General features: G+C 66.1%; 15 protein-coding genes. 7 read left to right on the top strand and 8 right to left on the bottom strand.

The window, feature by feature from the left end; translation table 11 throughout:
- The first annotated feature begins 147 nt into the window (after nt 1-147).
- On the top strand, nt 148-1,941 hold the full coding sequence (locus C0J29_RS11895) for a PPE family protein (RefSeq protein ID WP_120792437.1): 1,794 nt from the start codon (nt 148-150) through the stop codon (nt 1,939-1,941).
- Here the strand turns inward: C0J29_RS11895 and C0J29_RS11890 are convergent.
- Nucleotides 1,934-3,583: an acyl-CoA synthetase gene (locus C0J29_RS11890; protein WP_120794689.1), complete on the bottom strand. Its 1,650-nt coding sequence runs from the start codon at nt 3,581-3,583 to the stop codon at nt 1,934-1,936. The two genes, C0J29_RS11895 and C0J29_RS11890, sit on opposite strands and share 8 nt — an antisense overlap.
- Nucleotides 3,584-3,702: 119 nt before the next feature.
- Here C0J29_RS11890 and C0J29_RS11885 point away from each other — a divergent pair, with 119 nt between their 5' ends.
- A complete protein-coding gene (locus tag C0J29_RS11885) occupies nt 3,703-4,371 on the top strand; it encodes a DedA family protein (RefSeq protein WP_065044977.1) in 669 nt (222 codons plus the stop codon).
- A 1-nt stretch (nt 4,372) separates the two neighbouring features.
- Here C0J29_RS11885 and C0J29_RS11880 read toward each other — a convergent pair whose 3' ends face one another.
- Nucleotides 4,373-5,014, bottom strand: coding sequence for a TetR/AcrR family transcriptional regulator (locus C0J29_RS11880; protein ID WP_065044976.1), 642 nt, complete (start codon nt 5,012-5,014; stop codon nt 4,373-4,375).
- 157 nt (nt 5,015-5,171) lie between these two features.
- Here C0J29_RS11880 and C0J29_RS11875 point away from each other — a divergent pair, with 157 nt between their 5' ends.
- Nucleotides 5,172-5,597 (top strand): anti-sigma factor antagonist, encoded by a 426-nt coding sequence (locus C0J29_RS11875; RefSeq protein ID WP_065044975.1) that lies wholly within the window; start codon nt 5,172-5,174, stop codon nt 5,595-5,597.
- A 6-nt stretch (nt 5,598-5,603) separates the two neighbouring features.
- On the opposite strand, the gene C0J29_RS11870 is transcribed toward C0J29_RS11875, so the two are convergent.
- Complete coding sequence (locus C0J29_RS11870; RefSeq protein ID WP_065044974.1) at nt 5,604-6,263, bottom strand: TetR/AcrR family transcriptional regulator; 660 nt, start codon at nt 6,261-6,263, stop codon at nt 5,604-5,606.
- A gap of 216 nt (nt 6,264-6,479) precedes the next feature.
- On the opposite strand from C0J29_RS11870, the gene C0J29_RS11865 reads away from it, so the two are divergent.
- A complete protein-coding gene (locus tag C0J29_RS11865; protein ID WP_120792436.1) occupies nt 6,480-7,586 on the top strand; it encodes a glutamate--cysteine ligase 2 in 1,107 nt (368 codons plus the stop codon).
- Here C0J29_RS11865 and C0J29_RS11860 read toward each other — a convergent pair.
- Complete coding sequence (locus tag C0J29_RS11860; RefSeq protein ID WP_120792435.1) at nt 7,583-8,536, bottom strand: catalase family peroxidase; 954 nt, start codon at nt 8,534-8,536, stop codon at nt 7,583-7,585. The genes C0J29_RS11865 and C0J29_RS11860 overlap by 4 nt on opposite strands.
- A gap of 29 nt (nt 8,537-8,565) precedes the next feature.
- Nucleotides 8,566-9,348 carry a sulfite exporter TauE/SafE family protein gene (locus C0J29_RS11855; protein WP_120792434.1) on the bottom strand — a complete coding sequence of 261 codons (783 nt, stop codon included), beginning with the start codon at nt 9,346-9,348 and terminating at the stop codon, nt 8,566-8,568.
- 51 nt (nt 9,349-9,399) lie between these two features.
- Between C0J29_RS11855 and C0J29_RS11850 the strand changes: the two genes are divergently transcribed.
- Entirely contained in the window at nt 9,400-10,209 is an 810-nt protein-coding gene (locus tag C0J29_RS11850) for an MBL fold metallo-hydrolase (protein WP_371872382.1), read from the top strand.
- A gap of 6 nt (nt 10,210-10,215) precedes the next feature.
- On the opposite strand, the gene C0J29_RS11845 is transcribed toward C0J29_RS11850, so the two are convergent.
- Entirely contained in the window at nt 10,216-11,091 is an 876-nt protein-coding gene (locus tag C0J29_RS11845; RefSeq protein WP_174814837.1) for a hypothetical protein, read from the bottom strand.
- A 494-nt stretch (nt 11,092-11,585) separates the two neighbouring features.
- Between C0J29_RS11845 and C0J29_RS11840 the strand changes: the two genes are divergently transcribed.
- Nucleotides 11,586-12,263: a GAP family protein gene (locus C0J29_RS11840; RefSeq protein ID WP_120792432.1), complete on the top strand. Its 678-nt coding sequence runs from the start codon at nt 11,586-11,588 to the stop codon at nt 12,261-12,263.
- A gap of 4 nt (nt 12,264-12,267) precedes the next feature.
- Here the strand turns inward: C0J29_RS11840 and C0J29_RS11835 are convergent, their stop codons facing one another.
- Both C0J29_RS11835 and C0J29_RS11830 read right to left on the bottom strand, forming a co-directional pair.
- Complete coding sequence (locus C0J29_RS11835) at nt 12,268-12,558, bottom strand: hypothetical protein (RefSeq protein WP_065044967.1); 291 nt, start codon at nt 12,556-12,558, stop codon at nt 12,268-12,270.
- A 39-nt stretch (nt 12,559-12,597) separates the two neighbouring features.
- Nucleotides 12,598-12,891, bottom strand: coding sequence for a putative quinol monooxygenase (locus C0J29_RS11830; protein WP_120792431.1), 294 nt, complete (start codon nt 12,889-12,891; stop codon nt 12,598-12,600).
- A gap of 241 nt (nt 12,892-13,132) precedes the next feature.
- On the opposite strand from C0J29_RS11830, the gene C0J29_RS11820 reads away from it, so the two are divergent.
- Nucleotides 13,133-14,335, top strand: a complete 1,203-nt coding sequence (locus C0J29_RS11820; RefSeq protein ID WP_174814885.1) for an IS110 family RNA-guided transposase — start codon at nt 13,133-13,135, stop codon at nt 14,333-14,335.
- Nucleotides 14,336-14,398: the final 63 nt, after the last annotated feature.

Below are 14,398 nucleotides of genomic sequence, written 5' to 3'. Positions count from 1 at the left end.
AAATATGAATAATTTTTGAATTCTGCTCACACCCCTTGGCACCGTCTTTTAGTATCCACTCGGCGGGACTGCTCGATGAGCAGTTCGTAGCGGGGCGTCTAGCCGGTCTCTAGTGCAAGCGAACCCCGCGCGAGAAGGGTTGGGGTCATGACGTTTGAAATACTGCCTCCCGAGATCAACTCGGCGCGCATGTTCATGGGCGCCGGATCAGCGCCGATGCTGCAAGCCGCCGCGGCCTGGACCGGTCTGGCCGACGAGCTCGACACCGCGGCGACGTCGTTCCAGGCAGTGACCTCAAACCTCGCGGCGCAGGCCTGGCAAGGTCCGGCCGCGACGGCCATGGCCGCGGTCGCCGCGCCGTACGCGAGGTTGCTGGGCGCGATATCGGCGCATGCCGCCGGCGCCGCCGCCCAATCCAGCGCCGTGGCAGGCGCATTCGAAGCGGCTCAGGCGGCCACGATTCCCCCGGCACTGGTCAGTGCCAATCGCAACGCACTTGTGCAACTTGTGATTTCGAATATATTCGGTCAGAACGCCCCGGCCATCGCCGCCATGGAGAGCGGATACGAGGCCATGTGGGCCGCCGACGTCGCCGCTCTGGCCGGCTACCACGGTGAAGCATCCGCGGCCGCAGCGCAGCTGACCTCCTGGCAGGAAGCGCTGGGCGGTCTGGCCACGCTGAATACCAGCATCGGCAACAACGGCGTGTGGAACCTCGGCATCGGAAACACCGGCGACAACAACCTCGGCAGCGGCAACACCGGAAAATCCAACGTAGGCAGCGGAAACTACGGCAACGCCAACCTCGGCAGCGGCAACGGCGGCAACGCCAACCTGGGCAGCGGCAACACCGGTAATACCAACCTGGGCAGCGGCAACTGGGGCAATACGAACTTGGGCAACGGCAACTTCGGCAATCTCAATCTGGGCGGCGGCAACCAGGGCAACGGAAACCTCGGGCCGGGCAATGTCGGCGACGGTAACCGCGGCGGCGGCAACATCGGCTCCACCAATTTCGGCAGCGGTAACGCCGGCTCGTTCAACCTGGGCAGCGGCAACATCGGCGACTCGAACGTCGGCTTCGGCAACAAGGGCAGTTTCAACTTCGGATTCGGCAACAACGGCAACAACAACGTCGGGTTCGGCCTGACCGGAGACAACCAGGTAGGTATCGGCGCGCTGAACGCCGGTGTCGGCAATTTCGGCTTCGGCAACTCGGGCAACAACAACGTCGGCTTCTTCAACTCCGGCGACAACAACGTCGGCTTCTTCAATTCGGGCAACGGCAACTGGGGCTTCGGCAACGCCGGACAAACCAACTCCGGCTTCTGGAACGCGGGATCGGTCAACACCGGCTTCGGCAACGGCGGCAGCACCAACTTCGGCTTCGACAATGCCGGCATCGGCAACATGGGCGCCGGTAACGCGTTCTATGACAACGTCGGCTTCGGCAATGCAGGCTCCGGCAATACCGGTTTCTTCAACTCCGCCGACTACGGCACCAATACCGGCGCGTTCAACTCGGGGTACTGGAACACCGGATTGTTCAGCTCGGGCAACACCAACACCGGGGTGTTCAACTCGGGCAGCCTGAACACCGGTTACGGTAGCTCGGAAACCCCTGTCGGCGTGACGAACTCGGGAATCGGCAACGTCGGCAGCAACCTGTCCGGTTTCTACAACATCGGCTCGGATTCCTCAGGGTTCCAGAACATCACCCCTGACGCCTACGGCTACACCTCGGGCTGGCACAACTCCGACGGCCGGGGCAACGTCGGGTTCTACAACACCGGCTTCGCACTGTCCGGCTTCAGCAACACCGGCTCGTACAACACCGGCATCAACAACTCGGGTGACTACAACTCCGGTGTCGTCAACGCCGGCAACAGCAGCTCCGGTGCCGGGCACCGGGGCGACAACCAGTCCGGATTCTTCAACTAGCCTGTGTCGCTTGCTCTTTCGCCCACCGGTAGTCGGCCTTACCGGACGGTGACCGCTGCAACTTGGCGCAGAAGATCACCTCTTTGGGCAGCTTGTAGCGTGCGATATGGCGCGCGGCCTCGGCGATGATTTCGTCGGCGATGTCGTCGGCGCCGGCGTGAGCGCCGTCGGCCAGCTGCACCAGGGCGACGACCTCGTTTCCCCACCGCTCACTGGGACGGCCGGTCACCACGACGTCGTAGACGGCGGGGTGCTCGTTGATCGCGGCCTCGACCTCCTCGGCGAAGATCTTCTCGCCGCCGGAGTTGATGGTCACCGAATCCCTGCCCAGCAGTTCGATCTGCCCGTCGGCGTCCCACCGGGCCCGGTCACCGGGAACCGAGTGCCGGATCCCGTCGATGACCGGAAATGTCCGGGCCGTCTTCGCAGCGTCGCCGAGATAGCCCAACGGGATTGGGCCCTGCTGGGCGAGCCAGCCGATCTCGTCGTCCCCGGGCGACAGGATCCGCGTCAGGTCCTCGCTGACCACCACCGCACCGGGATTGGGCGTGAACCTACCCGACACCTGCTGCGCGGCGCTGGACACCTGCCCCATCTGGGCACCCGATTCCGAGGAGCCGCCGGCGTCCAAGATCGTCAGGTGCGGCAGCAGTTCCACGAACCGCTGCTTCAGTGGTGCACTCAACGCCGCCCCGCCGGTGACCAGTACGAACAGCCCGGACAGGTCGTAGGAGCCGCTCTGCAGCTCGTCGAGCAGCGGACGGCCGAACGCGTCGCCCACGATCGACAACGACACCACCCGTTCCCGGCTGGCCAGCGCCCACACTTCAGCCGGGTCCAGATGCGTGGTCGTCGGCGCCATCACGAACGGCCGCCCGGCACACAAGTTGATGAACGCCGCCCACTGCGCCGCCCCGTGCATCAGCGGTGCGGCCGTCATCGATCCCGGACCGTCGGGCCGGGAGCGCTCCACGATCTCCTCGAGGCTGCGCACCGGCTCACCGGTGCCGAAGGTCCGGCCGCCCATCGCGTTCATGAAGATGTCGTGCTGGCGCCACAGCACCGCCTTGGGCATGCCGGTGGTGCCGCCGGTGTAGAGCATGTAGAGATCGTCGGGCGAGGGCACCACATCCAGCGGTTCATCGGAAACGGATGCCAGCAACTCCTCGTAGCGCACCGCCCCCGGAAGCGGCGCGTTTCCGGACTCGTCGTCGACGTGGATCAGCCGAACCGGCTTCGGTGCCCGTTCCAATGCCTGGGCCAGGGTCGGCGCGAAACGCGCCTGGTAGACCAGCGCATCCGCGTTGGCGTTGCCGATCAGGTACACCAACTCGTCGGCGACGTAGCGGTAGTTGACGTTGAACGGAGCCACCCGGGCCTGGTACGCCCCGATCATTGCCTCCAGAAACTCATTGCAGTTGGCCAGATACAGGCCCAGATGACTCTGCCCGGATTCGTGCGGAGCCAACTCGGCGCGTTCCCGGTGGGCGCCGAATCCCCACTCGTGCAGCGCACGTGCGAACCGTCGGGCCCGTTGCACGGTCTGGGCGAAGGTGAACCGCCGGTCGCCGAACACGATGGCGTCGCGGTCCGGGTTGGCGGCGGCCACCGCCGAAACTATCTGGGCGAGGTTGAATTCCAACGCGACCTCCGGTGCCGTCCTGAGTTTTGACGTCACGACAGTATCCATACCGGATCCATACCGGGATTCGCTGACGGCGTTGTGCCGCGTATCCGGCGGCGGTCAGGCATCCTTTATCCATGGATCTGGACGCCCTGCTGCATTCAATCCCGCCGCTGGCGATCTATCTGCTGGTTGGCGGCGTCGTCGGAGTGGAAAGCCTGGGCATTCCACTGCCGGGAGAGATCGTGTTGGTCAGCGCCGCGTTGATGTCGTCGCATCACGAGATCGGGGTCAACCCCATCGGCGTCGGCGCGGCCGCGGTGATCGGCGCGGTGGTGGGCGACTCGATCGGCTACTCGATCGGCCGGCGCTTCGGGATGCCACTGTTCGACCGCCTCGGCCGCAGATTCCCCAAGCACTTCGGTCCCGGACACGTTGCCCTGGCCGAGCGGACATTCAACCGCTGGGGTGTTCGTGCGGTGTTCTTCGGCCGCTTCATCGCCCTGTTGCGCATCTTCGCCGGGCCGCTGGCCGGGGCGTTGAAGATGCCCTATCCACGATTCCTGGCGGCCAACGTGAGCGGCGGCATCTGCTGGGCCGGGGGCACTACCGCCCTGGTCTATTACGCCGGCGTGGCCGCCGAACGCTGGATGTCCCGTTTCTCCTGGGTCGCGCTGGTCATCGCCGTCATCTGCGGCATCACCGCGGCCATCCTGTTGCGCGAACGCACGTCCCGCGCCATCGCCGAACTCGAGGAAGAGCACTACCGCAAGACCGGAACCCCGGCTCCGGAGAAGGCGGCCTGAGCTACCCGACCGCCCCTTCGCGGTCCCTTTCGAGGTGCACACCGTCCGGTGGGCGATGCTGGTCGATGAGCCCTCGGGCCATGTTGCGCGATCGCAGGGCGGCATCGGTGTCACCGACCGCCGCGAGCATGATCGCGCCCTTCATCAGAATCTGCCAGGACCGCGCGAAATCCTCGACGTCGCGCAGACCCGCTGCCACCGCCCGCCCGCGCACAATCTCCCGCACGTTGTTGATATGGACGATGCTCGCCTTTCCGGCGGGGTGGTCGGCTCCCAACTCGAGCAGGACGTTGACGAATGAGCAGCCCTCGAAACCGTCGCGATTCTGGAACCACTCGTGCAGCACGTCGAAGATCGCCAGCAACTGCTCTTCGGGAGTGCTACCGAGCGCGGCGGACCGCTCCTCGATGAGGCCATGCGTCCACAATTGCTCTCGGCGCTCGAGTACGGCCAGCACCAGCGCGTTCTTGGTCGCGAAGTGCCGATAGAGGGTCGCCTTGGCCACCCCGGCACGTTCGATCACTTCCTCGGTGCCCACCGCCCTGATGCCGCGCCGACTGAACAGGTCGTAGGCGGCACTCAGGATTCGTTCGCGGGCGGGCACGGCGGGCCCCCCGGGGCCCGTGACGTCGGGCGTTGTCATAACGTGACTTACCGTACTCTTACCCCAGCCATGTAGACAGACAGACCTGTCTTGTTATAGAACTGATATTTACAGGGCGATCAATCTGTCTGTCTTCAGATATGCAGGGCGGGCATCCATCGCGGCGCGACTTGCGCTAGTCGATTAGGAGTGCACCATGAGCCTGGTCATTGCCGAATCTTTTTCCACACACCTCACACTCAGCACCCGCCTGGTGTACCAACTCGGCGAGCCGCGCAGCACCCTGCGGGCGATCACCGATCGCAGCGGCGAGGCGGTGGTGATCCACGCCGGCGGCGAAGTAGACGCCTGCAACGAGAACACCTGGCGCCAGCTGGTGACCGAAGCGGCTGCCACTGCCACCGCGCCCGGACCGTTCATCGTTGACGTCAGCGACGTCGATTTCATGGGCTGCTGCGCCTACACCGTGCTTGCCGAGGCCGCCGAAGACTGCCGTCGTCGCGGCGTCGAATTGCGGCTGGTGACCCACGCACCGATCGTCACACGGATCGTGGATGCCTGCGGGCTGAGTGCGGTGTTACCGATCTATCCGACCGTGGACAGCGCCCTGGCGATTTCCTGAAGACGGTCAGGCCGCGCCATGGCGAGCGCCGCTGGCCGCCAGCTCGCGGTCTGCCCCGGTCGGCGGCGGACCCACCTCGAGCACCGACCGCACCGCTGCGCGCAGGTAGTCGCGCTGGATGGGCAGGCTGTACCGCCCGCCCCGCGACCCGATCCACTTCGGCAGGTCGATGATGCAGGTCGCGATCAGGTCGACCGCACTGTCGTCGCTGCGCCCCCAAAGGCCTTCGGCCAGTTGGGCCATCACCGCGACGAGTTCACGCTCGAGAGCCCGCAGGTGCTCGGCGATATCTGCCGGCATCGGCTGACTCACCACGTCGTCGCGACGCACCGTCATCAGGCACGCGGACGAGCCGGGGTACAACTCGGGGTACAGCAGCGAGGTCTCCGCGGCGGCATAGACCGCGTCCAGGGATTCGCTGCCCGCCTGGGCTTTCGCCTCCTCGACCAGGCCGGTCAACTGGTCCAGGAAGCGGCGTTCCGCTCGGATCCAGACCCGGCCGAGCAGGCCGCCGCGAGATTCGAAGGTGCGGTAGATAGCGCCGTTGGAAACGCCGGTGGCTTTGGTGAGGGCACGAATCGTCACGGCCTCGATGCCGTCCTGGGCGACCAGGTCCTCGGTGGAATCAAGGACGTAGTCGTGTTCTTGCAACCGGGGACTTAACACTGCTGAATCGCTCCTTCATGACGTGCTGTGCACGCTCGCCGCACCCACCCAAGAGACCCCGTGAGGGCCGAACTTCGGTTCCCTTTGAGGCCATTGTCCCCAACGAACCGGGTTCGTACTGGGAAATCGCCGAATGGCCGACTTCTCACCAGGAACACCGATGAACGGCAGGTTTGCCCGTACATCACTTGGGGTCACGCGGGTAAGTTGCGGGGCATGAGCACGCGGCGCTCGGAGGGCGACCTCCCGACAGTCGGTGTGGAAGAAGAGTTTCTGCTCGTCGACCCGGATACTGGCGAACCGGCCGCCCGTAACCGTGACGTGGCAGCCGAGGCCGGACGCCGCGGCGTCGAGTTGGAGCTGGAACTGGCCAGTTGCCAGGTGGAGACGACCTCCAGCGTGGCGACCAGCGCTACACAGCTGCACGAGGAGCTCACTGCGTTGCGGCGCACGGCCGCACAGGCCGCCGAAGCGGTCGGTGTCCGCCTGCTGGCCCTGGGACTGCCCCCCGTCACCCCGCACCATTTCCCGGTGACCGACACACCCCGCTACCGACAGATCGGCGAGCAGTTCGGCATGGTGGCACATGAGCAGGGCATTAGCGGATGCCACGTTCACGTCGAGGTGCCCGACCGTGGCGCGGCCATTCACGCAAGCAACTGGCTGCGCCCGTGGCTGCCGACTTTGCTTGCGCTGTCGGCGAATTCGGCGATCTATCGGAATAGTGACTCGGGCTATGCCAGCTGGCGCAGCGTGCTGTGGCGGCGCTGGCCGGTGGCGGGTGCGCCGCCGTATTTCGCGTCGATCGACGAGTACGACGGCACGGTGCAGATGCTGGTCGATACCGGGGTGATCCTGGATGCCGGGATGGTCTATTGGGACGTGCGACCGTCCGCCAACTTCCCGACCGTCGAGGTCCGGGTCGCCGATGTACCGGCGACCGCCGCCGACACCGTGTTGCTGGCCACGTTGATCCGGGCGGCCGTGATCACCGCGGTCGACGAGCGCGATCGCAGCGTCGGCCGGCTGCCGCCGGCCGCGCTGCGGGCCGCCTACTGGAAGGCCGCCCATGACGGATTGGCCGGCAGCACCTTGGATCTGGTCGGCGGAGGTGGGGCGGTGCCGGTGCGCGAGCAGTTGAGCGCGCTGGTGCACCGGGTCCGCCCGGCGCTGGACGCCCTGGACGAATATCACCACGTCGTCGACGATCTCGACCGCGTCACCACGCTGGGCAACGGCGCGATGCGGCAACGCCGGGCGTGGCAGCGCCGCGGCGCCGCCCTGGACGTCATCGAGGACGCCGCGGCCGCAACTGTCGGTTAGATCGGCTCTGATGATCCGGCGTCGGGCGCCTGGGCACCGAGGTCGACGCCCGTCCGCAGCTTGACCGACGCGGAGTACGCCAGGGTGCGAAAGTGCAGCACCGGATCCTCGGAGGGTTCGATGCCGTCGGTGACGCGCATCGGGTCGAAGACCACGATGTCGCCGCCATGTTCGCGCTCGGTGTCCAGGCCGGTGATCTCGATGGTGCCGACGCTGACCGTGTCGTCGCTGCGCCAGGGCGCCGACGGATCCACCGTCGAGTCATTGGGTCCGGCGATGCGGACGCGGAAGTCGAACCGCACCGGACCGTTGCCGAGGCGGCTGTTGAGTTCGTCGGTGAGAAAGTCACGGTCCTTGTTCCGGGACGCCGGCCGCGCCAGGTGTTCCACTCCGGCAGCCGGAATCAGGTGGTAGCGAACGAATCTGGCGCTGCCGTCGGCGGCGATCCAACGGAACGCGTGCAACCCGTGGTATTCGATGGTGGCGTAGCTGGCCGGGATCTTGCCGGCCGCGGCCAGCACGGGCAGGGCACGCAGCAGAGCCGGCCGCGTCGCGAAGAGGCGGGCCAGCCGGAAAGGCATCGCCGGGCCGGGCCGCAGCGCCTTGAGCAGGTCGACGAATCCGTCCGGCCCGCTCGCGGCGAACAGACGGGCGGTCTGCGTGGAGACGTCGGTTGTGCTGCCGTCGGGCAGGCTGAACTTCACGGCCAGGCCGCGCACGCCCTGCGCAGCGTCCGGCTGAGCCGGATTGCCCGATCCGTTGGAGAACCGCACCAGCGTCGGTACCGGCGTGCCGTCGAGATGCCTTGCGCGCGAGAGCCTTGCCGCATCCGGCGTTGCGGTGAACGTGCCGCGGTACAAGGTGCCCTTGGCGTGCAGGGCCCGATATCCCGGGCAGGCACCGCCCGCGCCCCGGATCGCGGCGATGGCGTCGTCAGGAGTAACCGGCATTGCCGAATCCTATGTCTTCAGGACCGCTTTCACACGGTGAGCAACCGGTACAGGCCGATCAGCCCGACCACCACGATGGTGGCGCGCAGCGCATTTGACGACAGCCGCCGTCCGTAGCGCGCGCCGATCAAACCCCCGATCAGCGAGCCGATCGCGATCAGTCCGGCCACCGGCCAACTGATGCGGTCCCAGGCGACGAGCGTATAGCTCACCGCCGCAACGATATTCACAATCAGCGTGAGCAGATTCTTCGCGGCGTTCATGCGTTGTAATGATTCCGGTAGCAACGCGCCCATCACGCCGACCAGCAAGATGCCCTGCGCCGCGGTGAAGTAGCCGCCGTAGGCGCCGACCAGGAAGGTGCCGACGACCAGCGCCGCCATTCTGCGCGGCGTGATGTGATCGGCGGAGCGGCCCGCGTCTTCGGCGCGCCGGCGCGCCCACGCTTGGATGCGCGGCCCGATCACCACCAGGATCAATGCCAGGACCAGCAGCACCGGCACGATTCGGGTAAAGACCGTCTCGGGCAGATGCAGTAGCAGGTAAGCACCCAGCATCGCTCCGACCAGCGATGCTGGAATCTGCCACCGCAAGCGATCCCACTGCCCGCGCAGTTCCCTGCGGTAGCCCCAGGTGCCCGAGACGCTGCCGGCCACCAGTCCGATCGCGTTGGACATGGTGGCGGTCACCGGCGGGTAGCCGAGCGCAACCAGCGTCGGGAACGTGATCAGGGTGCCCGATCCGACGAGCGCGTTGATCGCGCCGGCACCGAGCCCCGCCAGTCCGATCAAGATCATGTGGGAAACCGACACCCGAAAACCTTAGACTCACTACGGAATCAGTGCCCGATCCGGAGTCGCCCAATGCCAGTGAACCCCCAACGGCGCGCGTGTGCGATCAGCGTCCTGGGCGGCCCGACGACGGTGATCGACATCGGCGGCCGCAGAATCGTGATGGACCCGACCTTCGACCCGGCCGGACCGCACGCCTATCTGACCAAGACCGTCGGACCCGCTGTGAGCGCCGAAGCGCTGGGACCGGTCGACGTGGTGTTGATCAGCCATGACGAGCATCCCGACAACCTGGACGACGCTGGACGCCGCTTCGCCCTGGCCGCTCCCCTGGTCCTCACCCATCCCGGGGGCGCCGGGCGGTTGGGGCCGCCGGCCCTCGGGTTGGCGCCCTGGCAGTCTCTCGAACTGCCTGGCGGATCGGATCCTCTTGTGGTGCAGGCGGTTCCGGCCGTCCATGGGCCGGCCGACGGGCGCCGGGACGCCAGCGGTCACGTCAACTGCGAGGTGACCGGGTTCGTGCTGTCCGGCCGCGGCCTACCCACGGTCTACCTCAGCGGCGACAATGCCTCGATCGGCGTGGTCCGGCAGGTGTCCGAGCGGATCGGCCGCGTTGACATCGCGGTGCTGTTCGCCGGTGCGGCCAGCGTGCCCAGCAAGGAGCGGGGACGCCCGTTGACGCTCACGTCGGCCCGCGCGGCGGCCGCCGCCGAAATCCTGGGCGCCGCACTGGTGGTTCCTGCCCACGTGGACGGCTGGGCTCACTTCACCGAAGGCACCGACGAGTTCGCCGCGGCCTTCGACCAGGCCGGGATCAGCGGTGCGCTCGGACTGGCCGCCCACGGCGAGTGGATCGATTGGACCGACCCGAGCACCCGCTGATCGGACTTAACTGCCGGTGTAGGGCAGGTTCGGGATGTTGGGGATGTGCGGAAGGCTGTTCAGCGAAGGCATCGGACCACCCTGCTGGAACAGCTGCACCGCGGCGTTCTGGCCGTTTTCGTTGGCGACCCAGTCACGCACCGTGGTGTACAGGTTGGTGCTGGCCTCGGTGGCCAGTTTCGCCGCCAGCGCATACATGGTCATGTTGGTGCCGGGGATGACCTGGCTGCCGCGCGGGGTGTTTGGGCCGTCCTTGTTCAGCACGGTGTGGCACTCCTGGAACCCGGGGGGCGGTCCGCCGGCAGGGCAACCCTCGAGGGGGAACTGCTGGGAGAAGTCGATGTTGTAGTAGCCGGTGTGCAGATCCGCCGGGAAGTCGGCCGGATTGCAGGTCGGGAATATGGGCGGCGCGAGCCGGTCCAGTTGGCCGATGGCGACGTTCTCCTCGACCCAGTTGGAGTGGGCGTAGAAGTCCTGCTGGGTGTGCAGCAGCGCGCCGAACGCGGCGCGGGCGCCTGGCCCGTCGGCCTCCACGTTGCCGTTGAGAACCGAGCCGCTCAGCACCACCGGCGAGAAGACGTCCCAGGCCTGGCGGGCCCGGTTGCAGATGTCGACCGGGTTGATCGAGTTGTCCAGGTGCCGGAACTCGTCCGTGGCGAACACATCACTGCCCATGGCGCCACCCCCGGGCGGCGGGCCGATCAGAATTTGGTTAACCGCGAGTTGGCTGACCTGGTCCGCGGGCAAGGCGTTGCGGGTGATCGTCTCGTGGTACTTGACGTAGAAGGCCTGCGCCGTCGGGGCCCCGAAGGAAGCGACCGCGGCGAGGCTCGCCACTATCGCAACGAGGACGCCCAGCGGGTGTCTGCGGATTAGCGTCATGAAATCTCCGTGCTCGAGGGACGTGGTGTCGTGCGCTTTCGTAGACGTTTCCTTATGAACCTTACGAAAGCAATAAAGCGTCGGCGATGTCAGCACCGCGGAGATAGGTCGCGAGTTATTACGCAGATGCTCAATAGGCCGAAATTTCGGCACGCCGGAGATGCCTGCAGAACTGTCGATATCGGTTGTGCCGCTTGTATTTTCAGGTGACAGAGCTGCCGGGCGCCCATCGTCGCGCCAATTCCATTTGTCGCATGGCCGCCGGTCGGCGTTTATTTGTTTTTGTTAGGAGTGCGGTGTGGACTCAACCGCGGGCCGCGGCCAGCGCGATCGGCACGGAACCGTTTCAGCGCGTCGCAAAGCCGTTGCAGCGCTTGGGAAACCGGCTTATGACTGGTGTTCTTCCGGAATATCGTCCGCGGCCCCCGCTCCCGCGTCGGATGCGTCAGCTTTCACCGGGTGCAACGCCCTGCCGTGCATTACATTGGCTAGCCATGGCAGGAAGCTGGGGTTCGGTCCTCACCGGGCTCATTCCACTCGGACTGGTCGTCGCGGTCTCGCCGATCACCATCATCCCGGCGGTACTGGTGTTGCAGGCGCCGCGGCCACGGCCGAGCGGCCTCGCTTTCCTCGCGGGGTGGCTGTTCGGACTGGCCGCGCTGACGGCGGCGTGCGTCGGGGCGTCCGGGCTCCTCGGTGGTATGCACAAGTCGACACCCAGTTGGGCCTCGTGGCTGCGCATCGTCCTGGGGTCGGCGCTCATCGTGTTCGGCATCTACCGCTGGCTCACCCGGGGCGGCCACTCCGAGTCGCCGGCTTGGATGCGTTCGTTCGCCACGATCACCCCGGTCCGCGCGGCGTTGACCGGGGTGGCGCTGGTGGTCGGACGTCCCGACGTGCTGTTCATTTGCGTCCCAGCGGGATTGGCGATCGGCGCCAGTGGGCTGGACCATGTCGATGTCTGGGTAGCCGGTGCCTTTTTCGTTGCCATCGCCGCGTCCTCCGTCGCGGTTCCAATATTGGCCTACGCCGCTGCGGGTAACCGCTTGGACGAATCGATGGCCCGGCTCAAGGACTGGATGGAGAAGAATAACGCCGCCTTGATGGCGGCAATCCTGATCGTGATCGGCGCGATGGTGCTCTACAACGGAATAGACGCGCTGAAGCGGTGATACGTCAGACGTACGGGAGCGTCGCGGTGCCGTAGGTCTCGCCGGTGTCCGCGAGCAGATCGGCGAACTTCGCCCGCAAGGTCGCGGTGCTCTCCCCTACCGCCTTTTCGCAGAATCGACAGTTCACCGTGAAGTGCCCCTGCTCGCTGTCGTCCGGCCAGAACCGGCGCGGCCCGACGGCGGCCCCCGGGTCGTATTGCGTCGACTGGTGCGCGGTTTCCCGCATGATCCTGCCTACGGGATGAGCCTGCGGGCATTCGAGTTTCAGCGTGCCGATGCCTTCGGAGAAGCTCATACGGTTGAGGGTAGGCCGTTGTGCGCGGGCCCGCCTGTCCTAAACGTCGGCGGTGGCGTATCTCTTCTTGTTCGGCGGCTCGGCCAGCAGCGGCGGAAGCTCGGTCACCTTGCCTTCGCCGGCACGGAACCGGCGGTAGGCCTCGTCGGCCTCAATGGATTCCCACACCTCGTAGATCAACCAGTGCGCTTCGTCGTCCTCGTCGACCCACACGTCGGTTTGCAGGTTCCCGTCGAACGCGCGGGTGACCTCGAGCGTCCGGCCCATCAGCTCCCGGCCGGCGGCCACCGACTCGGGCTTGAATTGGAGCTCGAGAATCACAATGACCGCCATGTCGTCCTTACCTTTCTTGGAGGGTGATCGGGGCGTATTGCCTTAGGCTTCGATTTGCCCAGGGACGTCGGGTATGGCTTTCATGTGGTTGCTGTGTTCGATGGCCGAAGGAGATTGGCCGCCCGGCGTTCCGCGACGACTCGACCGCTAATTGAGAGATGCGATGTGATCGCTGTGTAAGGACACGCCGGCGTGGTCGTCTGTTGGGTTGGTGGCACCTATGACGAGGACGGAGGTGGTTGTGGCGCAACAACTGTGGGCCGGTGTAGATGCTGGCAAGTCTGATCACCACTGTGTGGTCATTGATGCTGAGGGAAGTCGATTGCTCTCCCAGCGGGTCGCCAATGACGAGGCCGCACTGCTGGCGCTGATCAAGGCGGTTGCGGCGTTGGCCGATGGGGGTGAGCTCACCTGGGCGATCGACCTCAACGGCGGCGGGGCGGCATTGTTGATCTGCTTGTTGATGGCCGCTGAACAGCGGTTGCTCTACATCCCCGGCAGAACCATTTACCACGCCTCGGCTAGTTACCGCGGAGATGGCAAGACCGACGCCAAAGACGCCGCGATTATCGCCGATCAGGCACGGATGCGCCGCGACCTGCAACCGTTGCGGGCCGGTGATGACATCGCGGTCGAACTGCGCATCTTGACCAGTCGACGCGCTGATTTGGTCGCCGATCGCACGCGGGCAATCAACCGGCTGCGTGCCCAGCTGCTGGACTACTTCCCCGCCCTGGAACGCGCATTTGACTACAGCAACAGCAAGGCGGCGCTGCTGCTGCTCAGCAGCTACCAGACCCCCGACGGGCTGCGCCGTGCAGGTGCTGCTCGCCTGGCTGCATGGTTGCGCAAACGGAAGGCTCGCAATGTCGATGCCGTCGTAGCCACAGCGCTGGCGGCGGCCAACGCCCAGCACACCATCATGCCCGGACAACAATTGGCCGCCACCGTCGTAGCTCGCCTGGCCAAGGAGGTGATGGCCCTCGACATCGAAATCGGCGACACCGACACGATGATCGAGGAGCGATTTCGCCGCCACCGCCACGCCGAAATCCTGCTGAGCATGCCCGGATTCGGCGTCACCCTCGCCGCAGAGTTCCTGGCCGCCACTGGCGGCGACATGAGCGCATTCGACTCCGTCGACCGCCTCGCCGGCGTCTCCGGCCTGGCACCGGTTCCCCGCGACTCCGGACGCATCACAGGCAACCTCAAACGCCCACGACGCTACGACCGCCGACTCTTGCGCAGCTGCTACCTGTCGGCACAAATCGCCATCCGCACCGACCCCGCCTCGCGCACGTACTACGACCGCAAACGCGCCGAAGGCAAAACCCACACCCAAGCCGTGCTCGCTCTGGCCCGACGACGCCTCAACGTCCTGTGGGCAATGCTCCGCGACCACACGCCATATCAACCCACCGCAACTACTGCCGCGGCGGCTTGACAACGTCATTGAGAATCTCCTTGTCGCGCTCTGGTTTTTCGGCCGCCGCACTCAGCCTGCGGT

Source organism: Mycobacterium paragordonae, from assembly GCF_003614435.1.
GTDB classification, from domain to species: Bacteria; Actinomycetota; Actinomycetes; order Mycobacteriales; family Mycobacteriaceae; genus Mycobacterium; species Mycobacterium paragordonae.
The sequence above is the reverse complement of the archived record's forward strand: the minus strand, read 5'-3'. Positions and strand labels throughout refer to the sequence as shown.